General features: G+C 71.5%; 27 protein-coding genes. 20 read left to right on the forward strand and 7 right to left on the reverse strand.

The features are described 5' to 3' along the window. Positions 1 to 121: 121 nt before the first annotated feature. Positions 122 to 571 carry a MarR family winged helix-turn-helix transcriptional regulator gene (locus JKJ07_RS32170; RefSeq protein WP_202995648.1) on the reverse strand — a complete coding sequence of 150 codons (450 nt, stop codon included), beginning with the start codon at positions 569 to 571 and terminating at the stop codon, positions 122 to 124. 250 nt (positions 572 to 821) lie between these two features. On the opposite strand from JKJ07_RS32170, the gene JKJ07_RS32175 reads away from it, so the two are divergent. From JKJ07_RS32175 to JKJ07_RS32200, 6 genes are all read left to right on the forward strand, one after another. Continuing rightward, the gene (locus JKJ07_RS32175; protein ID WP_202995649.1) at positions 822 to 1,181 is read left to right on the forward strand and encodes a hypothetical protein; all 360 of its coding nucleotides are present in this window, start codon (positions 822 to 824) and stop codon (positions 1,179 to 1,181) included. A gap of 82 nt (positions 1,182 to 1,263) precedes the next feature. After that, complete coding sequence (locus JKJ07_RS32180; RefSeq protein WP_236030274.1) at positions 1,264 to 1,704, forward strand: pyridoxamine 5'-phosphate oxidase family protein; 441 nt, start codon at positions 1,264 to 1,266, stop codon at positions 1,702 to 1,704. Between the two features lie 22 nt (positions 1,705 to 1,726). Then, complete coding sequence (locus tag JKJ07_RS32185) at positions 1,727 to 2,047, forward strand: ArsR/SmtB family transcription factor (RefSeq protein WP_202995651.1); 321 nt, start codon at positions 1,727 to 1,729, stop codon at positions 2,045 to 2,047. Continuing rightward, positions 2,034 to 2,519, forward strand: coding sequence for an SRPBCC family protein (locus JKJ07_RS32190; RefSeq protein WP_202995652.1), 486 nt, complete (start codon positions 2,034 to 2,036; stop codon positions 2,517 to 2,519). Before JKJ07_RS32185 ends, JKJ07_RS32190 begins: the two co-directional genes overlap by 14 nt. Further along, positions 2,516 to 3,112, forward strand: a complete 597-nt coding sequence (locus tag JKJ07_RS32195) for a dihydrofolate reductase family protein (protein WP_202995653.1) — start codon at positions 2,516 to 2,518, stop codon at positions 3,110 to 3,112. The genes JKJ07_RS32190 and JKJ07_RS32195 overlap by 4 nt, the downstream gene beginning before the upstream one ends. 340 nt (positions 3,113 to 3,452) lie before the next feature. Then, a complete protein-coding gene (locus JKJ07_RS32200) occupies positions 3,453 to 4,289 on the forward strand; it encodes a DUF1028 domain-containing protein (protein ID WP_202995654.1) in 837 nt (278 codons plus the stop codon). Between the two features lie 80 nt (positions 4,290 to 4,369). On the opposite strand, the gene JKJ07_RS32205 is transcribed toward JKJ07_RS32200, so the two are convergent. Together JKJ07_RS32205 and JKJ07_RS32210 are read right to left on the reverse strand one after the other, a co-directional pair. Next, on the reverse strand, positions 4,370 to 5,821 hold the full coding sequence (locus JKJ07_RS32205; protein WP_307834511.1) for a polysaccharide biosynthesis protein: 1,452 nt from the start codon (positions 5,819 to 5,821) through the stop codon (positions 4,370 to 4,372). A gap of 163 nt (positions 5,822 to 5,984) precedes the next feature. Further along, positions 5,985 to 6,569, reverse strand: a complete 585-nt coding sequence (locus tag JKJ07_RS32210) for a TetR/AcrR family transcriptional regulator (protein ID WP_202995655.1) — start codon at positions 6,567 to 6,569, stop codon at positions 5,985 to 5,987. A gap of 70 nt (positions 6,570 to 6,639) precedes the next feature. Between JKJ07_RS32210 and JKJ07_RS32215 the strand changes: the two genes are divergently transcribed. The 10 genes from JKJ07_RS32215 (at position 6,640) to JKJ07_RS51925 (ending at position 19,020) form a co-directional block, all read left to right on the forward strand. Then, complete coding sequence (locus tag JKJ07_RS32215; protein WP_202995656.1) at positions 6,640 to 8,055, forward strand: MDR family MFS transporter; 1,416 nt, start codon at positions 6,640 to 6,642, stop codon at positions 8,053 to 8,055. Then, positions 8,052 to 8,714, forward strand: coding sequence for a hypothetical protein (locus tag JKJ07_RS32220; RefSeq protein WP_202995657.1), 663 nt, complete (start codon positions 8,052 to 8,054; stop codon positions 8,712 to 8,714). The genes JKJ07_RS32215 and JKJ07_RS32220 overlap by 4 nt, the downstream gene beginning before the upstream one ends. A 79-nt stretch (positions 8,715 to 8,793) precedes the next feature. Beyond that, on the forward strand, positions 8,794 to 10,341 hold the full coding sequence (locus tag JKJ07_RS32225) for a long-chain-fatty-acid--CoA ligase (RefSeq protein ID WP_202995658.1): 1,548 nt from the start codon (positions 8,794 to 8,796) through the stop codon (positions 10,339 to 10,341). A gap of 94 nt (positions 10,342 to 10,435) precedes the next feature. Then, complete coding sequence (locus tag JKJ07_RS32230) at positions 10,436 to 11,761, forward strand: GlnX family signal transduction membrane protein (protein WP_202995659.1); 1,326 nt, start codon at positions 10,436 to 10,438, stop codon at positions 11,759 to 11,761. After that, on the forward strand, positions 11,761 to 12,726 hold the full coding sequence (locus JKJ07_RS32235; RefSeq protein WP_202995660.1) for a glutamate ABC transporter substrate-binding protein: 966 nt from the start codon (positions 11,761 to 11,763) through the stop codon (positions 12,724 to 12,726). The genes JKJ07_RS32230 and JKJ07_RS32235 overlap by 1 nt, the downstream gene beginning before the upstream one ends. Next, on the forward strand, positions 12,723 to 13,901 hold the full coding sequence (locus JKJ07_RS32240) for a hypothetical protein (protein WP_202995661.1): 1,179 nt from the start codon (positions 12,723 to 12,725) through the stop codon (positions 13,899 to 13,901). The genes JKJ07_RS32235 and JKJ07_RS32240 overlap by 4 nt, the downstream gene beginning before the upstream one ends. Then, complete coding sequence (locus JKJ07_RS32245) at positions 13,898 to 16,075, forward strand: serine/threonine-protein kinase (protein ID WP_202995662.1); 2,178 nt, start codon at positions 13,898 to 13,900, stop codon at positions 16,073 to 16,075. Before JKJ07_RS32240 ends, JKJ07_RS32245 begins: the two co-directional genes overlap by 4 nt. An 82-nt stretch (positions 16,076 to 16,157) precedes the next feature. Then, on the forward strand, positions 16,158 to 17,105 hold the full coding sequence (locus JKJ07_RS32250; RefSeq protein WP_202995663.1) for a protein phosphatase 2C domain-containing protein: 948 nt from the start codon (positions 16,158 to 16,160) through the stop codon (positions 17,103 to 17,105). Beyond that, positions 17,102 to 18,367, forward strand: coding sequence for a vWA domain-containing protein (locus tag JKJ07_RS32255; RefSeq protein ID WP_202995664.1), 1,266 nt, complete (start codon positions 17,102 to 17,104; stop codon positions 18,365 to 18,367). Before JKJ07_RS32250 ends, JKJ07_RS32255 begins: the two co-directional genes overlap by 4 nt. Next, a complete protein-coding gene (locus JKJ07_RS51925; RefSeq protein WP_202995665.1) occupies positions 18,364 to 19,020 on the forward strand; it encodes a double zinc ribbon and FHA domain-containing protein in 657 nt (218 codons plus the stop codon). The genes JKJ07_RS32255 and JKJ07_RS51925 overlap by 4 nt, the downstream gene beginning before the upstream one ends. Position 19,021: 1 nt before the next feature. On the opposite strand, the gene JKJ07_RS50325 is transcribed toward JKJ07_RS51925, so the two are convergent. Further along, positions 19,022 to 19,951, reverse strand: coding sequence for a hypothetical protein (locus JKJ07_RS50325; protein WP_236030275.1), 930 nt, complete (start codon positions 19,949 to 19,951; stop codon positions 19,022 to 19,024). 54 nt (positions 19,952 to 20,005) lie between these two features. On the opposite strand from JKJ07_RS50325, the gene JKJ07_RS32270 reads away from it, so the two are divergent. Further along, entirely contained in the window at positions 20,006 to 20,695 is a 690-nt protein-coding gene (locus JKJ07_RS32270; RefSeq protein ID WP_202995666.1) for a carbon-nitrogen hydrolase family protein, read from the forward strand. Between the two features lie 79 nt (positions 20,696 to 20,774). Further along, complete coding sequence (locus tag JKJ07_RS32275) at positions 20,775 to 21,578, forward strand: inositol monophosphatase family protein (protein ID WP_202995667.1); 804 nt, start codon at positions 20,775 to 20,777, stop codon at positions 21,576 to 21,578. Between the two features lie 243 nt (positions 21,579 to 21,821). Here JKJ07_RS32275 and JKJ07_RS32280 read toward each other — a convergent pair whose 3' ends face one another. Further along, on the reverse strand, positions 21,822 to 22,607 hold the full coding sequence (locus tag JKJ07_RS32280) for a class I SAM-dependent methyltransferase (RefSeq protein WP_202995668.1): 786 nt from the start codon (positions 22,605 to 22,607) through the stop codon (positions 21,822 to 21,824). Positions 22,608 to 22,760: 153 nt separating this feature from the next. On the opposite strand from JKJ07_RS32280, the gene JKJ07_RS32285 reads away from it, so the two are divergent. Then, positions 22,761 to 23,501, forward strand: a complete 741-nt coding sequence (locus tag JKJ07_RS32285) for a hypothetical protein (protein WP_202995669.1) — start codon at positions 22,761 to 22,763, stop codon at positions 23,499 to 23,501. After that, entirely contained in the window at positions 23,468 to 24,001 is a 534-nt protein-coding gene (locus JKJ07_RS32290) for a GNAT family N-acetyltransferase (protein ID WP_438871454.1), read from the forward strand. The genes JKJ07_RS32285 and JKJ07_RS32290 overlap by 34 nt, the downstream gene beginning before the upstream one ends. Positions 24,002 to 24,226: 225 nt before the next feature. On the opposite strand, the gene JKJ07_RS32295 is transcribed toward JKJ07_RS32290, so the two are convergent. After that, positions 24,227 to 24,724, reverse strand: a complete 498-nt coding sequence (locus JKJ07_RS32295; protein ID WP_307834513.1) for a nucleotidyltransferase domain-containing protein — start codon at positions 24,722 to 24,724, stop codon at positions 24,227 to 24,229. Positions 24,725 to 24,826: 102 nt separating this feature from the next. After that, positions 24,827 to 25,483 carry a HEAT repeat domain-containing protein gene (locus JKJ07_RS32300; RefSeq protein ID WP_202995670.1) on the reverse strand — a complete coding sequence of 219 codons (657 nt, stop codon included), beginning with the start codon at positions 25,481 to 25,483 and terminating at the stop codon, positions 24,827 to 24,829. Positions 25,484 to 25,825 lie beyond the last annotated feature (342 nt).

Below are 25,825 nucleotides of genomic sequence, written 5' to 3' on the forward strand. Positions count from 1 at the left end.
CGGCCGTGGTGGTGGGTCAGGCGTGATAGACCCGCATCTCCAGACCGGCCGGGTCGGTGAACAGGGTCGCGGCGAGCCCGCTGTCACCGGCCCGATCGCGCAACGCGGTGCCGTTGCACAGTCACAGCATGGCAGGACCGCCCACGTTGCGGATCATCCGCTGCAGCACGGCGACCGTGGTGGCGTAGTCGGCGTCGTCGATGCCCTCGTGGATCGCGTCCCGGATGGCCGGCGTTAACGTCTTGAGCTCGGCCAGCGCCTCCTCGCCGGCGTCGGTGATCCACAGCCGGTCGTCCTCGTCGCGGCGCAGCCAACCCCGTTCCACCAGGGGTTCCGCCGCCTCGGCGAGGTCGTCCTCGCGCCGCAGGTAGGTGGTCATCGCGGCCTCGAGCTCGGCCAGGGTCATGCCGTGGCCGTCGGGCGAGATGTCGTGAGGGGACAGATTGCGCAGCAACCAGAACTGCGGCTGCGTGTATCCGTGGGCGGCCTGCTGCTCGCGGATGAAGGCGATGATGGCCTCGTACGCGACACCGGTCCAGTAGGCGACGGGCTGATCCGCGAGATTCGTCATGCCGGCACCGTAGAAAGTGAACTGAGGTTGAAGTCAACCCGCCGGGATCGTGCAGTCTTCTCCTCTGGATAGTTGAAAGCAACACCAAATCAGGAAATTAGCCGGTCGGTGGGCACAGAAGGGACCGATCGCCGTCGATGCCGATGGATCGTCCGGTCACTTATCCATAACAGCGGATATGCGTATGGTGACGAAGACGTTTAGGTAGACCTCGCTCGGATATCGAGAGTCATCAGACGGTCACACAGGCATGGGTGAAGGGATCGACCCGGTGGTCAACGCAGTGATTTACGTTCGCCCGGAGAACTACAGCGCCAGCGCTGCCCGATGCCTGGACTACTGCACCAACCGGCGCTACAACGTCGTCGGCATCATCCCGGGCGACTGGGCGGCGGCCATGCGGATGCTCGAGCTGGGCTCGGCGTCGGTCGTCGTGGTGTCGTCGGTGGAGCAGATCGAGCCGCGGCCCGGCGTCGAGATCGCCCCCAAGCCGTCGTCGCGCCGCAAGGCCGGCGCCCGCTCGGCCGCAAACTCCGCGCGCAACCGCTGGTCCGGCAACACCCCGCAGACCAGCACGGAACCGGCGGCGGCGCGGCACTACCGCTACTAGAATCCCGTGGATGACTGAACCGATTGGTGAGATTAATCCTGGATTCAGTACCCCCGGCGCCCCGGCCCGGCCATGGTCCGATATGGACGCGGTCCTGACCGGTGCGCAGATCTTCTGGCTCTCCACGGTTCGCGCCGACGGACGGCCGCACGTCACTCCCCTGCCCGCCGTGTGGACGGCGGGCAGTTTGCATTTCTGCACCGGGCCGCTCGAGCAGAAGGCCAAAAACCTCGAGGCGAACCCGAACGTGGTGCTGACGACCGGCACCGACAAGCAGGACGAGGGCCTCGACGTGGTGGTCGAGGGCCAGGCCGTACGGGTCACCGACGGCGACCGCCTGCGCGCGCTGGCCCAGCTCTGGAAGGAACGCCTGAACTGGGACTACAAGGTTTCCGGGGAGGCCTTCACGCAGCTGGACGAGCAGCACGACGCGTACGTCTTCGGCGTCGCCCCGGCCAAGGTGCTCGCGTTCGGCAAGGGCGAGCCGTACTCCCAGACGCGCTTCCGCTTCCCCACGTCGTAGCCCTCTGCTAACGTACAACCAAATGGTTGTAGATGCCGATCGCGTGTTCCAGGCGCTCGCGGACGCGACCCGGCGCGACATCCTCGCCCGGGTCCTGCACGAGGGCCATTCCGTGTCGTCGCTGGCCCGGCTCTATCCGATGAGCTTCGCCGCGGTGCAGAAACACGTGGCGGTGCTCGAGGCGGCGGGTCTGGTCAGCAAGGAACGCCGCGGCCGTGAACAGGTCGTTCACGGCGAGGCGGCGGTCCTGCGGCAGGCCGGGGACGTGCTGACGTCGCTGTGGCAGCACCGCGTTCGCGGCATCGAGGACGTTCTCAAGGGAGACGGCAATGCCAGTTCTTGACATGCACCGTGACGAGCAGAACCTGACGCTGACGATGGTGGCGTCGTTCGATGCCCCGCCCGAGCGCGTCTGGCAGGTGTGGGAGGACCCGCGTCAGCTGGAGCGCTGGTGGGGCCCGCCGACCTGGCCGGCCACGTTCGACACGCACGACTTCCGGGTCGGCGGCCGCTCGGCGTATTACATGACCGGCCCCGACGGCACCAAGGCCCACGGCTGGTGGCAGTTCACGGCCATCGAGGCCCCCGCCCGGCTCGCATTCGACGACGGCTTCGCCGACGAGAACGGCGCGCCGGCCCCCTCCCCCGACCCCACCCACGCGACGGTCACCCTCGAAGCCGACGGCGCCGGCCGCACCCGCATGACGGTCGTCTCCCAGTTCGGCTCACTCGACCACCTGCAGACGATGGCCAAAATGGGCATGGAGGAGGGGCTGCGCCTGGCCGCCGGGCAGATCGACGGGGTGCTCGCGTGAGGGAGGTGGTGGTCGTCAACAACGTCAGCCTCGACGGCGTGATGCAGGCGCCCGGCCTCCCCGACGAAGACCAGACAGGCGGATTCCCGTACGGCGGTTGGCTGGCGCCCCTGTTCGACGAGGAGACCGGCGCGTTCCTGACCGAGACGATGAGCAAACCGTTCGACCTGCTGCTGGCCCGGGGCACGTACGACATCCTGGCCGCCTACTGGCCCACCGCCACCGAGGACGCCGGCGCCAAGCCGCTCAACGACGCCACCAAGTACGTGGCCTCCCGCGGCACCCCGGCGCTGCCGTGGTCGCCCTCGGTGCTGCTGACCGGCGACGTGCCCGCGAGGGTGGCCGAGCTCAAACAATCCGACGGCCCCGAACTGCAGATCCACGGCAGCCCCGGCCTGGTCAACGCCCTGTGGCGCGCCGGCCTGATCGACCGTTTCCGCCTGGTCATCACCCCGATCGCGCTCGGCACCGGCAAACGGCTGTTCACCGAGGCGGGCACGCTGCGCCTGATCGACAGCCGCACCAGCAGCCGCGGCAACACCCTGGCCACCTTCGAGCCGGCTGGGGAGATAGTCACCGGCTCCATGGCCTGAACGGATCCCGGATAGTCGCCGCGAGCGGCACCGACAGCATCATCGCCGGTTCTTCGGCCTCGATCCAGCGCCACCCGACGGGGTCCGTCCTGGGCCACGCGACCCGGTCCGGTTCCGCGCCGCCCGCCCGGGTCCACGGCCCGGCATGGTCCCGCGCCGCTCACCCCGCACCACCACGCTGATCTTGGCCCCTACAAGTGCACAGAGGCCCACCCCACCGGGGGACCTCCATCCCTCACCATTTTAGTCGGGTGGGGCGATCTTGGCGGGAGTGGCTGTGGATAACTTGCCATTGTGGATAACCCTCGAGCGCTTCGCGGATGGGGATAGGGTCCTCGCCATGACGTTCTCGATCGTGGCGCGTTCGGCTGATGGCAAGGCTTTGGGCATCGCCGTGGCCAGCAAGTTTCTCGGGGTCGGGGCCGCGGTGCCGGCCGCGCTGGTCGATGTCGGGGCGGTGGCCACGCAGTCGTATGCGAACCTCGCCTATCGGCCGCAGGCGCTCGCGCTGCTCGGCACCGGGGTGGCGGCCACCGAGACGGTCAAGGCGCTCCTGGCGGGCGACGCCGGGCCGGTCGAGCATCGGCAGGTCGGCGTGGTCGGGGCCGAGGGGCCGGGGGCTACGTTCACCGGCGAGCAGTGCCACGAGTGGGCGGGCGGCGTGGCCGGGGACGGTTACGCGATCCAGGGCAACATGCTCGCGGGGCCCGGCGTCGTGGGTGACATGGAGAAGGCGTGGCTGGCCGGGGCCGATCAGGAGCGGCTGGCCTATCGGCTGCTGGGGGCGTTGCGGGCCGGCGATCAGGCGGGTGGCGATCGGCGCGGGCGGCAGAGCGCGGCGCTCTATGTGGTGGCGCGGGGCATGGGCTACGGCGGCACCAGCGACGTGTGGGTCGATCTGCGGGTCGACGACCACGCCGAGCCGGTGGCCGAGCTCGGGCGGCTACTCGAGATGCACAGCCTGTATTTCGAGTTCCCCGACCCGGCGACCCTGCTCCCGCTGACCGGCGAACTGGCCGACGAGGTCGCCGAGCGACTGGCGGCGGCGGGACATGTCGGGCCCGACCTGGACGAGTCGCTGGCGTCGTGGGCAGGCGTCGAGAACCTGGAGATGCGCATCGTGGCGGGGAAGATCGACCCGTTGGTGCTAGACCAGCTGAGAACAGCAAGGAGCTGAGAAACGGCGACCGGCCCAGAACGGCGACGGGCTGACGACGGCGACGCGCGGACGACGGCGACGCGCAACCAAAACGGCGGTCAGGCGGCGGGGCGGCTTTCCAGGCGGTCGCACAACGCGGCGAGCGTCCCGGCGAGCCCCTCGGGGGAGTCGTCGACGGTCAGGTCGCGTACGGCTTCGGGGTTCAAAGGCGGCACGGTGACGTGCGCAATCAGGGGGTGGTGCGGCCGGGTGGGGGTTTCGCCGGTGTTGAAGAGGACGTCGCCGAGTTTTTCGCCGGGGCGCAGGCCGGTGAAGACGATGTCGATCGGGTGGCCGGCCAGGGCGATCATCTGGCGGGCCAGTTCGGCGATCAGCACGGGCTCACCGAGTTGCAGCACCAGTGCCTCGCCGGGGGCGCCGAGCGTGGCGGCCTGGACGGTCAGGCTCACGGCCTCCTGCGTGGTCATCAGGTAGCGGGTGGCGTCGGGGTCGGTGACCGTGACCGGGCCGCCGTCGGCGATCTGGGCGGCGAACTTGGCGACCACGGAACCGCGGCTGCCGAGCACGTTGCCGAAGCGGACGCTGACGCCGCCGTAGTGGGCGGTGAGGCGTTCGGTGATCCGCTTGGTGCAGCCGAGCACGCTGACCGGGTCGGCGGCCTTGTCGGCGGAGACGTTGACGAACAGCGCGGCGCCGGCGGCCGCTTCGAGCACGTTGAGGGTGCCGAGCACGTTGGTCTTGACGGCCTCGGCGGGGTGGCGCTCGAGCAGCGGCTGGTGCCGGAGGGCGGCCGCGTGAAAGACCACTTCCGGTTTCCCCGTACGGAATACCTCGCGCACCCGGGCGGCGTCGCGTACGTCGGCCAGCTGGACGGACGGGTCGTGCAGCTCGGCCCGCGGGTCGACACTGAGCTGGACGGCCTGCAGGGCGGCCTCGTCGTGGTCGAGCATGATCAGGGCGGCCGGGTCGTAGCGATGGATCTGCCGGCACAACTCGGAACCGATCTCGCCGCCCGCCCCGGTGACCAGCACCCGCCGGCCGGTGAGCAGCTCGGCTATGGCGGGTGAGTCGGTGCGGATCCGGTGGCGGCCGAGCAGGTCGGTGATCCGGACCTCGCGTACGTCGGCCGCGCCCAGCTCGTGGTCCAGCACCTCGCTCGCCTCGGGCACGACCAGCAGGCGCGCGCCGGCGGCCACGGCCCGTTCGCGCAGCTCGCGGATCAGGCCGGCCTCGGCGTTGCCGACGGCGAAGATGACCACCTCGGCGCGGGTGTCGGCCACGGCCCGGTCGAGGTCGTGGCGGGTGCCGAGCACCGAGATGCCGGCGAGCCGTTCGCGGCGTTTGGCGGGGTCGTCGTCGAGGATGCCGACCGGCTCGAACGGGCTGTCCGGGTCGAAGACCATGCTGTGCAGCAACACGCTGGCGGCGCTGCCGGCCCCGAAGACCAGCGCCCGCACCCGTCCCTGTTCGCGGCGGCGCGCCCATCGTTCGTAGCCGACGGCCAGCGTGTAGAGCAGGCGCTCGCCCCGGGTGTCCCTCTGCTGCCGCACTCTTTCAGGGTAATTCGGGGCGAAACACCCGCGCGCAACAACGACCGAAGAACCGCTGCGGGCCGGGGGCGCGGCGGGGGGCGCGAAAACGAGGCGGGCGCGAGGGCGCGCGAAAAGCAAGGGGGCGGGGCAGCGAGCGACCGGAAGCGGGACCAGGCGCGGTTCAGGTGGTGTGCAGGAGGGGCAGCCAGACGACGTCGATGGTTTCGGTTATCCAGTCGGCGGTGACGGGGCGCATTGTCATCAGCATCTCGTTGCGGAACAGGTCGAACGGCAGGTCGATCACCCGGGGCGACCGGACCACGTCGGCCAGCTCCCCCCGCGCCACGGCCCGCTGCACGATCGTGGCGAAGCCCGTCGGCTGTCCGGGTGGGCGCATGGAGTCGCGCAGTTCGCGGAAGTTCGTGCCGGTGGCCCGGAAATACTCGACCAGCTGGGCGCTGATCAGCGTCATCAGCCCGGTACGCCCCTGGTCGACGTTGCGCAGGAAGCCGATCGCGTCGTCGCGCAGTGAGCCCGTGTCGGGCACCGGGATCGGCTTGGCCGCCCAGTGCCGGCGCAGTGTGGCCACCAGCAGGTCGTCGCGTTGGGGCCAGCGCCGATACAGCACCGGGCGGCTCGTGCCGGCCCGGGCCGCGATCGCCTCGAACGTGAAGCCGGTGTAGCCCGATTCGATCAGCACCGCCCAGGCGGCGTCCAGGATCGCGACCTCCAGTTCGGCGCCGCGACGACGGGTATTAAGACTCACTTGCGTATCTTATCGCAAGGGCCTACCGTCGAGACCGTTAGATACATGTCCGTATCTTAAGGCGGCCGCCATGCCCATCGAACGGCAGACCCTCCGTACGTCCCTCGCGGTGCTCACCGGCGGCATCGCGGTCATCCTCGACTCGACTATCGTCAGCGTCGCGCTGCACGAGCTGGCCACCGATCTCGACGCCGGCGTCGGCACGATCCAGTGGGTCAGCACGGCCTACCTGCTCGCGCTGGGCGTGGTCATCCCGACCGTCGGCTGGCTGCAGGGCCGCCTCGGGGCGAAACGGCTGTGGCTGGCCGCGCTCACCCTGTTCCTGCTCGGCTCGGTGCTCTGCTCGTTCGCCTGGGACGCGCCCAGCCTGATCGCCTTCCGGGTGGTGCAGGGCCTCGGCGGCGGCGCGATGATGCCGCTGATGACGACGATGATCGTGCAGGCCGCGAGCGCCGCCGATCGCACCCGGCTGATGACTGTCGTCGCGTTGCCGACCGCGATCGGGCCCATCCTCGGCCCGGTGCTCGGCGGCCTGATCCTCGGCGCGGGCGACTGGCGCTGGCTGTTCCTCGTCAACGTGCCGATCTGCCTGGCCGGCCTGGTCCTCGCCGCGCGCTGGATCCCCGCCGGCGAGCCGGGCCGCCGGATCCGCCTCGACGTCGTCGGGCTTCTGCTGATGTCCCCGGCTCTGGTCGCCCTGCTGTGGGGCCTGTCCAACGTCAGCGGCGGCGGCGGCATAACCCGTACGGATGGGCTTCTCCCCCTGATCGGCGGGGCCCTGCTGCTGGCCGCGTTCGCGCTGTGGGCCCTGCGCCGCCGCGGCGAGGCGCTGGTCGATCTCGAGGTGCTCCGGTCGCGCCCGACGTGGGCGGCGTCCACGCTCATGTTCCTCTCAGGAGCTTCCCTGTACGGGGCCATGCTGTTGCTCCCGCTCTACTGGCAGCAGCTGCGCGGCGAGGACGCGCTGGGCGCCGGGTTGCTGCTCATCCCCCAGGGCCTGGGTTCGCTGCTCAGCCGTACGGCGGCGGCCCGGCTGGTCGACCGCGTCGGCGCGCGCGGCGTCTCGATCCTCGGCTTCGTGCTGGTCGGCCTGGCCACCGTGCCGTTCGCGTTCGCCGGCGAGCACACGCCGGTCTGGCCCCTGATGGCCGCCCTGTTCGCGCGCGGCCTGGGTCTCGGCATGGTCATCATCCCGCTCATGACTGTCGCGTTCACCGGTCTCGCGCACGCCCAGGTCCCGCACGCCAGCATCGTCACCCGGATCGCCCAGCAGGTCGGCGGCTCGGTCGGCGTGGCCCTGCTCGCGGTCATCCTCTCGACGGCCACCTCCCGTACGGGAAATCTCGCGCACGCCTTCGACGTCGCGTTCTGGTGGACGGTCGGCTTCACCGGCGTCGCCGTCCTGGTCTCGTTCGTGTTGCCCGGGAAGGCGGCGGACGAGCCTCCGGCCGTGGCGAGCGAACCCGTCGTAAGCTCGGCCCGGTGAGCGACACCAAGATCGATGTGCTGGTCGTGCGGTGGTACGAGCGCCGCACGACCGACGTCGCGGCGCGGTGGCTGGCCGCGGCCCGCGAGCATCTGCCCGAGGCGATCCCGGTGCGGTTCGGCGAGTCGGAACCGCTGCGCGGCCGGGGCGGCGACGAGGAGTTCACGGCCGCCTGGGCGCGGGCCGACCCGCTGCTGTTCATGACCGGCAAGAAGCCGGTCTATCACATGTCGCTGGTCGGGGGCGCGGCCACGAAGCGCGGGCCCGTCATGGTGCAGTCGCTGAACATCGTGGCCGACCCTCACGACGTACGGGTGCGGGCATTCGCCTCGGCCATGGCGAGCGACCAGACGTTCTATGTCTCGGCCTCGATCGCGGGCGGCATGACGCTCGACCGCAACACGCTGTGGGGACCGGCCGAGCGCCCCGAGGAGCCGTATCTCGCGCCCATGGGTGACTGGCTCGGGCTGCCGCCGACGCCGCCCGCGTGGTGCCTGTTCGGGCCCGACTACGCGAAGCTCGCCGCGTACGAGGAAGGCTCGTGGGTGCCCGAACGCCTTCAGGCCCGGCTTGGCGAGATCGACCCTGCACAGCGATATGCCCGGAAGATGCCCGGAGGTCTGCGCCGGACGGCCTGGCAGTTGATAACAGGTCGCTGAGAAGGGCTTTTGCCGGGTAAGGCGGGCGTGTTGGGATGAGACGGCAGTCACAATCGCCACCGCGAAGGGGAACCGCCGCATGCTCAACCTCTCGATCCTGCTCGAGGACAGCGCCCGCAACTACCCCGACCGGGCGGCCGTCGTCCTGGGTGACCGGCGCCTGACCTACGCCCAGGTCGACGCGGCCGCCAACCAGGTGGCGCACCTGCTCGTCGAGCGCGGCATCCGGCCCGGCGACAAGGTGGCGCTCTCCTGCCCCAACCTGCCCTACTTCCCCGTCGTCTATTACGGCATCCTCAAGGCCGGCGCCGTCGTGGTGCCGCTGAACGTGCTGCTCAAGGGTCGCGAGATCGCGTATCACCTGAAGGACTCCGAGGCCAAGGCGTATCTGTGCTTCCAGGGCACCCCCGAGCTGCCGATGGGCACCGAGGGCTTCGCCGGCTTCCAGCAGGCCGAGGGCTGCGAGACGTTCTTCCTGATCACCGCCGACCCGGCCGCGCCGTCGCCGATCGAGGGGGCCGAGACGCTCGGGTCGGGGCTGGCCGGCAAGTCGCCGGTCTTCGAGGCGGTGCTGCTGCCCGAGACCGACCCGGCCGTCATCCTCTACACCAGCGGCACGACCGGTCAGGCCAAGGGTGCCGAGCTCAGCCACGCGAACCTGCTGCTGAACGCGCTCACCTGCAACCGGCTGTTCGGCGGCACCCCGGGCACCGACACCCACCTGCTCGTGCTGCCGCTGTTCCACTCGTTCGGCTCGACGGTGAACATGAACGCGGGCTTCGCCACCGCCGCCACGCTGGTGCTGCTCCCCCGCTTCGACGCGGCGGCCGCCGTGCAGCTGCTGCAGAGCGAGAACGTCACCTTCTTCGCCGGGGTGCCGACCATGTGGTGGGGGCTGCTCAACGCGCTCGGCGAGGGCGTCGACGTCGAGCGCATCGCGGCCAACATGCGCGTGGCCGTCTCGGGCGGGTCCAGCCTGCCCGTCGAGATCATCAAGGCGGTCAAGGAGCGCTTCGGGGTGACGATCCTCGAGGGGTACGGGCTCTCCGAGACCTCGCCGGTGGCCACGTTCAGCCGGCCCGGGGCCGACCCGCGGCCGGGCTCGATCGGCGTGCCCATCTGGGGTGTCGAGGTGAAGCTGATCGACGGCGAGTGGAACACGATCGACAACGTCGACGAGATCGGCGAGATCGCGATCCGCGGCCACAACATCATGCGCGGCTACTACAACCGGCCGGAGGCCACCGCCGAGGTCGTGCGGGACGGCTGGTTCCGCAGCGGCGACCTGGGCCGGCGCGACAAGGACGGCTATTACTACATCGTCGACCGGGCCAAAGACATGATCATCCGGGGTGGCTTCAACGTCTACCCGCGCGAGATCGAGGAAGTCCTGATCACCCACGAGGCCGTCTCGCTGGCCGCCGTGATCGGCGTGCCCCACCCGAGCCACGGCGAGGAGGTCAAGGCGTTCGTGATCCTCAACCCGGGCGCGACGGTCACCGAGGCCGAGCTCGTCGAGTGGGGCAAGGAGCAGATGGCGGCCTACAAATATCCCCGCGTCGTCTCGATCGTTGAGTCGCTGCCGATGACCGCGACGGGCAAGCTGCTCAAGCGCGAACTCAGCTGATCTACGGACATTTACGTCCCCCGGCGGCCCCGGCCGCCGGGGGCTTGCATTGATGCCGCACAGTGAAGGCCGCACAACAGCGGGGGAGAAGAGCTTGACGACTGCGCTGGCGGCACGGCCCGCACCGACCACCGTACGCAAGGCCGGCCTCGTGCGCCGGGTCAGCGGCCTGCGGCACACCTCCCCCGGCCGATTGCAGCTGCTGATCGCCCTGCTGGTCGGGTTCGGGCTGCTCAGCGGCCTGCTCGCGGGCGTCGCGGGCGCGTCGGCGCGGGCCGGCACGAGCGACCTCGGCAACCGGGCGCAGCCGTTGCTGGTCGAGGCCGAGACGATCTATTCGGCGCTGGCCGACGCCGACACCACTGCCGCGCAGGCGTTCCTGGCCGGCGGGCTCGAGCCGACCGCGCTGACCCGCCGCTACGACGCCGACCTGGAACGCGCGACCACCGCGCTCACCTCGGCGGCCCGGCGCACGCCGGAGGACGGCCGGGCGGCCGAGGCCGTCCGCAACCTGTCGGCCGGTGTCGCGCAATACTCCGCGCTGGTCGCCACGGCCCGGGCCAACAACCGCCAGGGCCTGCCGATCGGCGCGTCGTATCTGTCCGAGGCCTCCCGGCTCAACCGCGACACGCTGCAGCCGCAGGCCCGCGAGCTGTTCGAGGGCGCGCAGGACGAGGTCGAGGACGGCTACTCCTCGGCCGGCGCGCTGGGCTGGGTCGCGCTGCTGCTGCTGTCGCTGGTCGTTTTGCTGATCACGCTGATCGTCACCCAGCGCTATCTGAGCCGCCGCACCCAGCGCACCTTCAACGTGCCGCTGCTGGCCGCGACCGGCCTGACGCTGGTCTTCACGGTCGGCGCGATCGGCATCCTGGCCGTGCAGCAGGCCCGGCTCGACCGGGCGGCCAACCAGGGCTCGGGTCCGATGGCCTCGATCGCGCAGAGCCGCCTGCTCACGTTGCAGGCGCGCGGCGACGAGGCGCTCACGCTGGCCGCGCGGGCCGGCTCGGGCCCGTACGAGCTCGACTTCAGCAGCGTCGAGGCGCGGCTCAACCAGCGCGGCGGGCCGATGGTCAACGAGTACGACCAGCTCGACTATCAGCTCGGCCGGACGATGGACCGGGCGTCGAAGCAGTTCCAGCAGTACGCCACGATCCACGACGACGTGCGCGCGCTGGACGACAGCGGCCAGTACGACAAGGCGGTCGCGCTGGCGATCGGGCCCGAGACCACGAAGGTGTTCGAGGACCTGCGCGGCGACCTCGACTCGGCGCTGGAGAACCGCAAGGAGTTCTTCACCGCCGAGATCGACCGCGCGGGCAGCGGGCTGGGCCTGCTCACCGTGCTGGGGCCGCTGCTGGCCGTGGCGATCTGCGTCTTCGCGTTCGCCGGTCTCCGCGCGCGACTGGAGGAATACCGCTGATGCGCATCCGAGCCGCCCTCGCCGTCACCGCGCTCGCCGCCACCACCGCGCTGACCGCCTGCTCGGGCGACACCAGCCCGCTGGCCTCGGCCACCGCCATGCCGCAGCAGAACGCCGTCACCGCGGCCCCGCCGGCCGAACGCCCGCCCGCGCCCGCGTGCAACCCGCGGGCCAGCCTGCGACCCGCCGGCGCCCTGCCCACGCCGGGCGACATGCCTGCCGGCAGCTACATGGCGACGATCCAGAAGCGCGGCCGGCTCGTGCTCGGCACCAGCCAGGACACGCTGCTGTTCAGCTCGCGCAACCCCTTCACGGGTCAGATCGAGGGCTTCGACGTCGACATGGGCCGCCAGATCGCCGAGGCCATCTTCGGAGACGCCACGAAAATTCAGATCAAAGTCATCGGGTACGACAAGCGGGTCAGTTCCGCGGCCGACGGCAGTGTCGATATCGTCGCGGACACCATGACGGCCAACTGCGACCGCTGGCGAGACGTGAATTTCTCCAGCATCTATTACGAAGCCGGGCAGAAGGTGCTCGTGTCGAAGACCTCGACGGCGAAGAGCATCGACGACCTCGGCGGCAAGAAGGTGTGCTCGGCCGCTGGCTCCACGTCGTTCGAGAACATCGGCAAGCGGCCCACGAAACCGATCGCGGTGGCGAAACCGGCGTTCGGCGACTGCCTGGTCGCGTTCCAGCGCAACGAGGTCGACGGCATCTCGACCGACGACACGATCCTGGCCGGCATGGCCGCGCAGGACCCGTACGCGAAGGTCATCGGTCAGAAGTTCACCGACGAGCCGTACGCGATCGCCATGTCGAAGGCGCACCCGGAGTTCGCCCGGTTCGTCAACGCCGTGCTCGAGCGCAACCGGGCCGACGGCACCTGGAAGAAGACGTACGAGCGGTGGCTGGGCGACTTCGGCACGGCCCCCGCCCCGCCCACGGCCCAGTACGACAAATGACCGCACAGGCAGAGGCCGAGCTGCTGCGGCTCGAGACCGCGGTGACGGCGATCGCGGCCAACCTGGTCGACCTCGACGACAACCCGGCCCGCAAGGAGCTGGACAAGTCGAAGCTGACCGGGCGGACGGCTGTGGCGTGGGCCGACGCGACCGCGGCGCTGACCGAGCTGTGGGACGGCTATCGGCTGCTGACCGAGGTGATCGCGCGCGGGCAGGCCTTCCGCGACATCAAGCGGCCCAACGACGACGACCGGGCCCGCTTCCGGCACGACGTGCTGGGCGAGTCGATCACGTTGTCGGTCAAGGTCGTGCCGCTGGCCCAGCGCGGGCTGCTCGGCCCCGGCCAGGTGCACAACACGTGCACGCCGGGTCAGCTGCTGTCGGCGATGGAGGCCGCGTTCGCCACGGCGGTCGGGGTGGCCACCGAGGCCGGGGCGGCGTGGGACAGGCTGCTGCCGGCCGCGGCCGAGGCGGCCGGTGCCCTCGAGACCGTACGCCGGCTGACCCGCGCGGCGGGCGGCAGCACGGCCACGATCGACGAGGCCGACCGGCGGCTCGGGCAGTTCACGGCGACCCTGGCCGGCGATCCCCTGGGCGTCGAGGAGCGCGACCTGGCCGCCGTCCGGACCCTGATCCAGCGGGCCGACGCCGAGCGCACGTCGGCCGGTGAGCTGCGCGAGGCCCTGACCCACCGGCTGGCCGACGCGCACCGCCTCGTGGCCGAGCTGGTGGCCGCGACCGCGCAGGCCTATGTGGCCGCCGAGAAGGCCGTCGACCGGTTCCCGGCCCACGAGATCGCCGCCGTGCCCGTGGGCGACTTGCGGCCCGACCTGGCCGCCATCGACGCGCTGGCCGCCGCCGGGCAGTGGCCGCTGATCAGCGCGCGGCTCTCGGAGTGGACCCGGCGGGCCCGCGAGCGCCTCACCGCGCTGCGCGAGGGCGCGGCCCACAACGACGGCCTGCTGGCCGCCCGCAACGAGCTGCGCGGGCGCCTCGACGCCTATCAGGCCAAGGCCCTGCGCCGCGGGCTGGCCGAGAATCCGCAGCTCTCCCCGCTGGCCACGACCGCGCGCGAGGCGCTCTACGTCGCACCCTGCGACCTCGCCGTCGCCCGCCGGGCCGTCAACGCCTACCAGGATGCGCTCACCGCCACGATCGCGAAGGACGGCCGATGAAGTGCGAACGTAACTGCCCGGGAACGATCGAGGACGGGTACTGCGACACGTGCGGCCTCGCGCCCCGAACCGGCACGGTGCCCAAACCGCGCGAGGCGACCGCGGCCTCGACCCGTACGGGCGCTCTCTCCACCCGCACCGTGGGGTCCACCCGCACCGGCAGCTCGCGCACCGGCTCGTCGCGGCGGCGCTTCGGGGGCGGCCTGGTCGACATCGCGCCGATCACGCAGGCCGACCCGGCGACCGTCGTCAAGGCCAACGCCGAGGTGCCCGAGTCGAAGCGGTACTGCTCGAAGTGCGGCAACGCGGTCGGCCGGACGCGCGGCGACCGCGAGGGGCGTACGTCGGGCTTCTGCCCCTCGTGCGGCGAGCCGTTCAACTTCACGCCCAAGCTCGGCAAGGGCGACCTGATCGGCGGGCAGTACGAGGTGGTCGGCGCGCTCGCGCACGGCGGCCTGGGCTGGATCTATCTGGCCGTCGACAAGAACGTCTCGGACCGCTGGGTGGTGCTCAAGGGCCTGCTCAACGCGGGCGACGAGGACGCGCTGGCCGCCGCCGTGGCCGAGCGGCGGTTCCTGGCCGAGGTCGAGCACCCGAACATCGTCAAGATCTACAACTTCGTCGAGCACGACGGCGCCGGCTACATCGTGATGGAGTACGTCGGCGGCAAGTCGCTCAAGGACATCCTCAAGGACCGGCGCCAGCAGGCCGGCAACACCTCCGACCCGCTGCCGGTCGACCAGGCCCTGGCGTACGTCCTGGAGATCATGCCCGCGTTCGGCTATCTGCACGACCGCGGCCTGATCTACTGCGACTTCAAGCCGGACAACGTGATCCAGGTGGCCGACCAGCTCAAGCTGATCGACCTCGGCGGCGTCGTGCACATCGACGACCACGACGCGGCGCTCTACGGCACGGTGGGTTATCAGGCCCCCGAGATGGCCACGCTCGGCCCGTCCATCGGCTCCGATCTCTACACCATCGGCCGTACGCTGGCCGTGCTCACCACGGATTTCCGCGGTTACCAGAGCACGTTCGCCGACAGCCTGCCCGACCGCGGCGAGTTCGACGTCTACCAGCGGTTCGAGTCGTTCTACCGGCTGCTGCATCGGGCAACCCGCAAGGACCCGGCGGAGCGGTTCGTCGACGCGGCCGAGATGGCCGAGCAGATGCTGGGCGTGCTGCGGCAGGTGCTGGCGGCCGGCGGCACGGCCCACCCGGCGCCGTCCCGGCTGTTCACCGGCGAGCTGCGCACCGACCTGCGCTCCGAGACGCCGCGCTGGCAGGACCTGCCGACCCCACTGATCGACCTGACCGACCCGGCCGCCGCGTTCCTGGCCTCGGTCACCGTGACCGAGCCGTCCGAGGTGCTCACGCTGCTGACCTCGGCCCCGGTCGACACGATCGAGACCCGGCTGCGCGCGCTGCGGGCTCGCATCGACCTGGCCGCCCGCACCAGCGACTTCGGCCAGGCCCGCGAGGCCTGCGACCGGCTGCTCGCCACCGGGGGCGGCGACTGGCGGGTGGCCTGGTACGACGGGCTGCTGCGGCTGGCCGCGGGCGACTTCGCGGCGGCCGAGCAGCGGTTCGACGCGGTCTACTCGGCGCTGCCGGGCGAGCTGGCGCCGCAGCTCGCGCTGGGCCTGACGCTGGAGCTGGCCGGCGACCCGAAGGCGGCCGGCTACTACGACGTGGTCAGCCGCACCGACCCGTCGTACACGGCGGCCGCGGCCGGGCTGGCCCGCTGCCGCCTGCGCGCGGGCGACCGCAGCGGGGCCGTCGAGGCGTACAACCGGGTGCCCGGCACGTCGTCGGCCTATCGCAGCTCGCAGGTCGGGGCGGTGCGCGCGCTCGTGCAGGCGCACCCGTCGGCGGCGCCCGACGTCGACTCGCTGTCGGCCGCCGCGGCCCTGATCGAACGGCTCGAGGTGGAGGCCGCCCAGCTGGCCCAGCTGCGGGCCGAGCTGCTCGAGCAGGCGCTGCGCAACGTCACGGGCGGCACGACGCTGCCCGCGGCGGTGCTCGGGTCCGCCCGCAGCGGGAACATCCGCGAGCGCGACATCCGGTTCGCGCTCGAGGAGGCGTACCGGGAGATGGCCCGGGCCGCGCACGGCGTCGAGAAGATCCGCCTGGTCGACCTGGCCAACGCGTCGCGGCCCCGGACGAGGACATGACCCGCCCCCTCCCCCACGGCGCGCGCCGGTGGGCTCATACTTGGGCCCCCGACACCAGCCTGAACTGCGACAGCGAGGCACGATGACCATGACCGACTGCGCCTCGTGCGCCGACGAGCGTGCCGCCGGAGCGGCCTTCTGCGAGGCCTGCGGGCGGTCGCTCGCCCCCGAGCCGGCCTGTCCCCACTGCGGCACCCCGGGTGGTGTCGGCGACGACGGGTACTGCGAGCATTGCGGGATGCTGGCCGGGCGGGAACGTGACCACCTCGAGACGGACTGCGGCGACGTGGCGGCGGCGGTGACCGACCGCGGGCTGCGCCACCACCGCAACGAGGACGCGATGTGGCTGGCCACCCGCGGCCGCGACGTCGACGTGGTGATCAGCGACGGCGTCTCCTCGTCGTTCGACCCCGACGTGGCCTCGCTGACCGCGGTCTCCTCGGCCGGGGCGGCCCTGGGTGACGGGATCGACCTGGCCACGGCCATCGGCTCGGCGCAGATCGCGGTGGCCAAGCTGGCCGCCGAGGGCGACCCGCGGCGGCAGGCCTCCAACCCGGCGTGCACGATCGTCGCGGCCGCGGTGCGCGGCGGCGCGGTCACCGTCGGGTGGATCGGCGACAGCCGGGCGTACTGGGTGCCCGAGGAGGGCGTGGCCGAGCAGCTCACCGAGGACGACTCGTGGGCGACCCACGTGATCTCGCTGGGCGCCGACCCCGAGCAGGCGATGCGCGACCCGAAGGCGCACGCGATCACGGCGTGGCTCGGGGCCGACGCGGGCACGATCGCGCCGCGGACGGCCGAGTTCGTGGTGGGCGACCCCGGGCATCTCGTGCTGTGCAGCGACGGGTTGTGGAACTACCTGACCGACGCGGGCGCCTTCGCGGCCGCGGTGCGCGAGGGGTTGCGCGAGCAGGGCACGCTGATCACTGCGGCCCGGTGGCTCGCCGACTACGCGATCACCGCCGGGGGCGCCGACAACATCACCGTGGCCCTGGTACCGATCACGCCAGTTGGGGGAGAACAGGGATGACGTACACCGCCGAGGCCTTCCAGAACGAGTACCTCGCCCTCGGGGCGGCCGAGGTCAACGCGATCGTCACGGTCACGTCGTCGGGCAGCGCGACGGGCACCCGCACGTCCGGGGCGACCGAGATCATCATCGTCGACGCGTCCGGCTCGATGCAGGCCGAGGGCCGCATCACCGCCGCCCGGCAGGCCGCCAAGGCCGCGGTCGCCTGCATCGACGACGGCGTGCACTTCGCGCTGATCGCCGGGGTCGGCACGGCGCAGCAGCTCTTCCCGGCGCCCGGCCAGCTCGCGGTGGCCTCGGCGCAGACCCGGGCCGAGGCGTCGTGGGCGATCGACCGGCTGCACGCCAGCGGCGGCACCGCCATGGGGGCCTGGCTGCTGCTCGCGGCGCAGCTGTTCGCGCAGCGGCCGGGCGACATCGCGCACGCCATCATGCTCACCGACGGCGACAACGGCGAGCGGCAGGGCTATCTGGAGAGCGTGCTGACCTCGATCGGCGGCAAGTTCGCGGTCGACTGCCGGGGCGTCGGCACCAACTGGAAGGTCTCCGAGCTCCGCAAGATCGCCGACGCGATGCTGGGCACTGTCGACATCGTGGCCCGGCCCGACGGCCTCACCGCCGCCTTCGAGCAGATGATGACCGCGGCGATGGGCAAGACCTCGGCCGACGTGCAGCTCAAGGTGTGGACGCCGGTCAACGCCACGGTCCGGTTCGTCAAGCAGGTCGAGCCGCAGGTGGCCGACCTGACCGGCAAGCGGGTGGCCGACGGCGCCCGGGCGGGCCGCTATCCGCTGGGCTCGTGGGGCGCCGAGAGCCGCGACTATCACCTCTGCATCGACGTGCCACCGGGCGCGGCGGGCGACGAGATGCTGGCGGCCCGGGTGTCGATCGTCGAGGGCGACACGGTGCACGCCCAGTCCCTCGTACGGGCGGTCTGGACCGACGACGTCGCGCTGTCGACCAAGATCAACCGTCAGGTGGCCCACTACACCGGGCAGGCCGAGCTGGCCGACGCGATCCAGGCCGGCATCGAGGCCCGCAAGGCCGGCGACGACCACACCGCGACGATCAAGTTCGGCCGGGCGGCCCAGCTGGCCCACGAGAGCGGCAACCAGGCCACCTCCGAGCTGCTGGCCACGGTGGTCGACATCGAGGACGCGGCGACCGGCACGGTGCGGCTGCGGCGCAAGGTGGCCGCGGCCGACGAGATGGCGCTGGACACCCGCTCCACCAAGACCGTGCGGGTGGGGCGCGGCCAGTGACGACGTATGCCTGCCCCAAGGGTCACGTGTCGGAGGAGAGCGACTTCTGCGACACGTGCGGGGCCAAGATCGACGGCGCTGCCGCCGCGACGCCGGCGCCGGCTCCGGTTTTTGAGAAGCCCGCGCCCGCCGCCGAGCCCTGCCCGAACTGCGGCACGCCGCGAGCCGGGGCGAGCCGCTTCTGCGAGGACTGCGGCTACGACCACAGCACGGGCCGGGTGCCCACGCTGGTCGCCCCGACGCTGCCCGGCTCCCCGGCCGAGCTGGCGGGCTGGACGGTCACGATCGCGCCCGACCGGTCGTATTTCGAGGAGAACGCGATCGACGGCATCGAGTTCCCGGCCGACGGCAAGACCCGTACGGTCCCCCTGCCCCCGCCGCAGGTGCGGATCGGCCGCAAGAGCACCTCGAAGGGCACCCACCCCGAGATCGACCTGTCCGACGACGACCCCGGTGTGTCGCACTCCCACGCGCTGCTGACCCTGAGCGTCGACGGGGTGTGGCTGGTCTCCGACGTCGGCTCGACCAACGGCACCTACGTCAACGACGACCAGGCGCCGCTGACGGCCGGCCAGTCCCGCGCGCTGGCCGACGGCGACCGCGTGCACGTCGGCGCCTGGACGACCCTGACCCTGCACGCCCCGGCTTCGTGACTCAGTCCGGCGGCTCGTTCTCCTCGGGCTGCCGGTTGGCGTCGGTGTCGTTGATGCCCTTGTTGCTGCTCCCGCTCGCGGGCGTGTCGGCGTTGGGCGGGGCGTCGGTGGGAAACTCGTCGGTCTCGGGTGCGCCGGTGACGTGCTGCTCGGTGCTGGCTCCGGCATTCGAGGTGTCAGTCATACCGGACGGGTACCCGCCTCGCCACGGGTGATGCCTCACGCCCGGTGACGGCTCGCGTCGAGAGCTGCCTCGCCTTGTCACGCCTTGTTTGGTCACGCCTTGTTTGGTCACGCCTTGTTTGGTCACGCCTTGTTTGGTCACGCCTTGTTTGGTCACGCCTTGTTTGGTCACGCCTTGCGCCGAGTGCTGCGCGAGGAGGTCGGCGGCGAGCTCGGACGGTGGCCGTGACCCGTCGACGGTGACGACGTGATAGCCCAGCTCACGGGCCTCGGCGGCGACCCGGGCGGCGAAGCGCTCGTCCCGTTGCATCCAGTGGTCGAAGGCGGACGGGGGCAGGCCGGCGACCAGCTCGCGGGCCCAGGGCCGCTGCGCGTAGTGGTGGCGCTGGAAGGCCGGGGCCGGCACGATCCAGACGGCGTCGGCGGGCGGCACGGTCTCGTCGTGGAGCAGTGACGGCAGCAGGGCGGCGCCCTCGATCACGGCCGCGGGCGGGAGCTCGGCCCGGATCAGCGGGAACTGCTCCCGGTAGAGCCGGAAGACGTCGTCCACCTGCACGGCGACGGGCTGGGCGAGCCGCTCCCCGACCGGCATCGTCGTCACCTTGCGCATCGTGGGGCCGGCCATGGGGGCGTGACGATCGAAGGCGTCGTCGCACGAATAGAGCGGCAGGTCCAGCTCCGCGGCGATCAGGGCGGCCACCGTGGTCTTGCCCGAGCAGGGCGAGCCGCCGATCCAGAAGCGGGTCACCGGGGGGGGGTCGCTCGCCGCCATGGTCAACAATTATGCGGCAGACTGCGACCCATGCTCGTGGTCGGAGTGTGTCAGACGCCCGAGATCATGGGCGACGTGCGGGCGGCGCTCGACATCGTGCACGAATACGCGGGACGGGCCGACCTGCTCGTCTTTCCGGAGTGTTTCCTGCAGGGCTACCGGCCGACTGCGGACCACGTACGCCGGTATGCGATGAGCTGCGCGGACGTGCGGCTCGACGTGCCGGGGATCGTGGTGCTGGGCATGATCGAGCGCGCCGGGAATCGTTACTACAACACCGCGGCGGTGTTCGACGGCGGGCGGGTCGTGGGGGCGTACCGGAAAACGTTCTTGACTCGAGGCGAGCGCGTCTTCACGGCGGGCGACGCCTATCCGGTGTTCGAGACGGCGGGGATGCGGTTCGGCGTCAACATCTGCTTCGACGGGCAGTTTCCGCACGCCGCCGCCGCGGTCGCGCGTCAGGGGGCGACCCTGCTCGCCTTCCCGGCGCAGAACATGATGCGCCGGGAGAACGCGTACGGGTGGGCGGGAAAGCACAACGAACTGCGCCGCAAACGGATCGCGGAAACGGGGCTGTGGCTGGCCTCGGCCGACGTGACCGGGGAACGCGGCGACACTCATCTCGGGCTCGGGCCGACATGCGTGATGAACCCGGCCGGCGAGATCGTGGCCGAGGTGCCGCGCGGAACCGTCGGGGTGGCGACAGCCGAAGTCTGCTGACCGTTAAGACGCGTGCGATGTGCTGGTGCGGGTGACACGCCAGCGATTCGCGCCGGCCCGCCCGTCGAACGGAGGCAGGATGGGTCACGTGGAGACGGATCTTCAGCTCGCCCAGCGCGCCGCCATGACCGGGGCCGCCGTGGCCCTGCCGCACTTCGAGGCGCTGGCCGACCTGCCGCGCGAGGTCAAGGCGGACGGCTCGGTCGTGACCGCGGCCGACCGGGCCGTCGAGGCGGCGATCCGGGAGGTGCTCACCGCGGCCCGCCCGTCCGACGCGATCCTGGGCGAGGAGGAGGGCCAGACCGGCACGGCCGTACGCCGCTGGATCATCGACCCGATCGACGGGACGGCGCTGTTCGTGGCGGGCGACAACCGCTGGCTGATCCTGATCGCGCTCGAGGAGGACGGCGTCGTCACGACCGCGGTGGCCGCGCACCCGGCGCAGGGCAGCGTGTGGTGGGCGACCCGCGGCGGCGGCGCGTTCGAGGGACGGATCGTCGGCGGCCGGGTCGTCGCCGAGACGCCCGTGCACGTCTCGGCGGGGGCCGACACGGTGGCCGGCTGCCGGCTCGGCGTGGTGCCCGAGGAGTGGGGGCGCGAACTGGTGGCGCCGCTCAAGGAGGTGACGCCCGCGCTGCCGTGGCCGATCCACCCGGCCCTGATGATCGCGCGCGGCGACCTCGACCTGGGCGTGCAGACCGGCGGGCAGATCTGGGACTTCGCCGCGACCTCCCTGATCGTCCGCGAGGCCGGCGGCAGCTACAGCGGCGTCAACGGGCGCCTCGAGCCGGGGCCGGGCGCTTCCGTCTACGCCCGCAGCGAGGCCCTCCGCCTCGCCGCACTCGAATCGGTCAGCGGGGCACTTCCGTCGCCCCTCCCCTAAAGCCTCACTCCGCCCTTCTCTTGGCCTCTCCCTTCGCCCCTCGACCTTCACTCCGCCCTCATTTCGCCGCGCCGACCCCACTCCGCCCCTCCCCTCGCCCTCACTTCGCTTCGCTTCGCCGACCCTCACGCCGACCCTCACGCCGCCCCTCCCTTCGCCCCTCCGGCCTTCGCTCCGCCCTCATTTAGCCCCGCCGACCCTCACTCCGCCCCTCCCCTCACCCTCACTTCGCCCCGCCGACCCTCACTCCGCCCCTCCCCTCGCCCCTTTCCTCGCCGTGATCAACACTGCGTGCTGGCGGATGCGGAACGAGCCGTCGGCGGCGATCCGGGCGGCGATGAAGTCGCGGGCCGCCTCCTCCTCGGCGGCGGTCAGCGGCGCGCGGCCCTGGCTGGCCAGATAGCGCAGCACCGGCTCCGGGCCGGGCACCTCCAGCGCGCACGGATAGCGCTCGCTCGTCACGTCGTCGAAAAGCGTTCCCACGTACGCCCCGGCAGTGCTCGCCGAGATGTCGTTGTGCCCGGGTCGCAGCCCCAGGTCGGTCCGCCCCACCGCGGGCCCGATGTCGGCCAGCTCGGCCAGGTGGTCGTCGCCGTTGAGGCCCATGGCCAGCCGGCCGCCGGGCCGGAGCACGCGGGCGAACTCGCGCAGGCCCGCCTCGGGGTCGTCGAGGTGGTAGAGCATGTGGTTGGCGATCAGCAGGTCGGCGCTCTCGTCGGGGAACGGCAGCCGGGTGGCGTCGCTGCGCAGCACGGTCACGCCGGGGACTTGGCGGAGCCGCTCGCACATGGCCGGGGAGAAATCCGTGAGCGTGAGCCGCATCGGGTGGGCTGCCGGGTCGACGCGGCTCCACAGTGCACCGGTGCCGGCGCCGACCTCGATCACGTCGCCGCTCAGGGGCAGGCGCTCGCCGAGCCAGGAATACCAGTCCTGCTCGTTGGTGCGGTAGTCGTAGATGGCGATCCTGGAAGCCAAATTCTCGGTCGTGGTCGCGTACTGCTCCCGGGCGCGGGCTGCGGGGGTCGTCATCGCTCTTTCTTATCGCGTTTTTCTGCGCAACCACCGGTTCGGTGCCGCAGCGGGTCTACGGCCTTTCGTGGCAGCCGGCCCGAACTGCTGGCCCGGTTCGCGCCATTGCGGTTGGGGCACCCCGGGACGCGTACGTCTAATAAGGTCTTCGCCGTGGATGTTGCTCGCACGTTTGCCGACGAGGTCGATGCCCGCGCGCCCGGCGCATTGACGGGCCTGTTCCTGCACGGATCGCTGTGCTGGGGCGAATTCTTCCCCGGCAGCGACGTCGACTTCGTCGGTGTGTGGGCCGAACTGCCGGACCACGCGATGCTGGCCGAGGCGCACGAGGCGACAAAAGAACGGCACCCCGAGGTCGTATTCGACGGTTTCCACTGCACACCGGCCGACCTGGCCGTCTCGTCGCTGACCATCGGACGCCGGCCCGCGTTCTTCCAGGGCTCGTTCGACCCCGCCGGCAAGATCGACATCAACCCGGTGACGTGGCACGAGCTGGCCGAACGCGCGGTCGTCGTGCGCGGGCCGCTGCCGCCGGTGCACACCGACCGGGCCGAGCTGCGCGCATTCACCCGCGACAACCTCGACACGTATTGGCGCTCGACGATCGCGCAGGTCGAGGAGGCGGGCATCGAGGCGTTCGGCAAACACGATCCGTCGATCGCCTGGGTGGTGCTCGGCGTCGCCCGGCTGCACCATTTGCTGGCGCTTGACGAGTTGACGTCGAAAAGCGGCGCCGGCCGTTACATCGTGTCCCACCTCGACCCGCGCTGGCACGCCATCGGACGCGACGCGTTGCGCATTCGCGAACAGCCGGACGCGCCCGGCCGGTACGACGATCCGGCGGCCCGCGGCCAGGATGCATACGATTTTCTGCGCTGGGCCGTCAACTCGTGATCCCGACCGCGGAACTGTCCCCCGGCCAGCGCTCGGCCATTCGCCGGCTGCTCGACGACGCCTTCGACGGCGAATTCTCCGACGACGACTGGGACCACGCACTGGGCGGGCTGCATTTCATCGCCACGCGCGACGACACGATAGTCGCGCACGCGGCTGTGGTGCAGCGCAGCTTCTTCCACGCCGACCGGGCCTGGCGCTGCGGCTACGTCGAGGCCGTCGCCGTCCATCCGTCGTGGCGCCGACAGGGCCTGGCCGCCTCGGTGATGACGGCGGCCGAGACCGTGATCGACCGAGCCTACGACTTCGGCGCGCTGTCCGCCTCGGACGCCGGCCGCAGCCTCTACTTATCCCGCGGCTGGCAGCCCTGGCGCGGCCGGACAGCCGTGCTCTCCCCCACCGGCCTCGAACTCACCGACGACGACGCCCTGATCCGCGGCGGTTCCCTCGATCCCGACGGCGTACTGGCCTGCGACTGGCGCAACGGCGACGTCTGGTAGCCCTTTCCGGCCGTTCCCTCGCCGGCGTTTTCCCTCAGCCGCTGCCCGCGTTTCCGTCAGCCCTCGTCCGCGCTTCTCTCAGCCCTCGGCCGCATTTCCTTCAGTCCTCGCCCGCGCTCCCCCAGCCCTCGGCCGCGTTTCCCTTCAGTCCTCGCCCGCCCCCAGCCCTCACCCGCGCTCCCCCAGCCCCCGGCCGCGCTCCCCCAGCCCCCGGCCGCGCTTCCCTCAGCCGAAGCGCTCCCGAAGCAGGCGCATGTCGTGCCGATCCTTGTCCCGCGGCGGATAGCCGGAATGCCACTTCAACGACCACTCCACAGCCTCACACCGCACCGGAACACCCCCGACCGTCCCCCGCCCGTCGAGAGCCGCCGCCGGAAACGACTCCCCCTGCACAGCCGACCCGTAGTGGATCCGGCCGTCGGCCCTGGTCTCGTACAGGTGGAGGTCGAGCCGGCGCCTCGCCCCGTCGTGCAGCACGAAGTTCCAGGGCCGATCACCGGGCCAGGGAAAGATCCGATCGATCCCGAGGCGGGTCAGACCCTGGAAAGCTCGATGCAGGTCGACCGCGGGGAGCCACAGGTCGAGGTCGTCGTGCTTGCGGGTCTGCTCCCCGAGCAGCGCGTCGACCGCCCAGCCCCCACTGAGACAGACCTCGACACCCACCCCACGCACGACTTCGACGACGTCCGAAGCCCCCATCTCGTACGCCGTCGTCTCAGTCACCTTTACCCGGCCCCCGTTCCCACACGCCGCCGCACCGCGGTAGCCACCCGGCGCACTCGTTAGATGGCCTCTCCAGGGCTCCGGCTATCACGGCCGGCGGGATCAGCGCAGCTCGGCCCGGTCGTGGTGATCGGCCGCCACCGGATCCTGCTCGAGCTGCGCCCTCAAGACCCGCGCCGCGCGGCCCCGGTAGCTCTCGAGCGTCTCGGCCAGCGTCTCCCGCACCTCCGGATCCGGGTGCTCCACGAGGTATGCCAACTCTTGCGCATCCCCGCGCCGCCGGGCGCCCAGCATCATCAGCGCATCGATGATCTCATCGGCGGTGGCAGCGTCCCGGAGCAAGGTCATGAGCTGCGGTTTCGTCGGCCGCGGCGAGCCGATGGGGAAGCGCCGCCGCAGCCGGGCCGCTCCCCACTCGCCCCGCCCCAGACACGAGGGGCACGGGCAGGGCCGCCGCCCGTGAGCATCCGGCTTGTATCGCCACCCGACCCCCTGCGGCACCTGCCGGACCCGGCGCACCTCCCCGGCGGTGAGCGCTCGCGGCACGAACACTTCCCACCCACGCGGATCGTCCAGCCCGCGAACCACCGCCACAGCCTCGGCCGCAGTCACCCGCCGCGGCTCGACCCCATAACGCCCCACGGTGACCGGCTCATCATCCGCAATCCGCAACTGCACCCCGGCGAGCACCCCCGGATGCCACCGCCGCAGCTCCCGAACCCACTGATAGGTCAGGCTGAACGACCCCAGCACCGGCATGCAGTAAACGCCCCGCTGCCCGAACCACCCCCGGCTGCGAGCGCGCACGCCATCGCGGAGGATCCCACCCGAGACCCCCTGCGGCGCGAGGTGAACAAATTGAGCCATCGCCAGCAGGCTAGGCCCTCCACCCCAAGCTGACCAGCGATTTTCCGCCCCTGTGGACAACCCGGAACTCACATCCGTGCCCTGTGGACAACCCCCCACGCAGGCTTGACAAGCCACTAGAGTCGCCGCCATTCCCCCGGGTGGGTGGTCTGGGCGGAGGAGGGCCCCCGGGTGGGTGGTCTGGGCGGAGAAGGGCCCCCGGGTGGGTGGTCTGGGCGGAGGAGGGCCCTCAGG

Origin of the sequence: Paractinoplanes lichenicola (genome assembly GCF_016785085.1) — a bacterium.
GTDB lineage: Bacteria > Actinomycetota > Actinomycetes > Mycobacteriales > Micromonosporaceae > Actinoplanes > Actinoplanes lichenicola.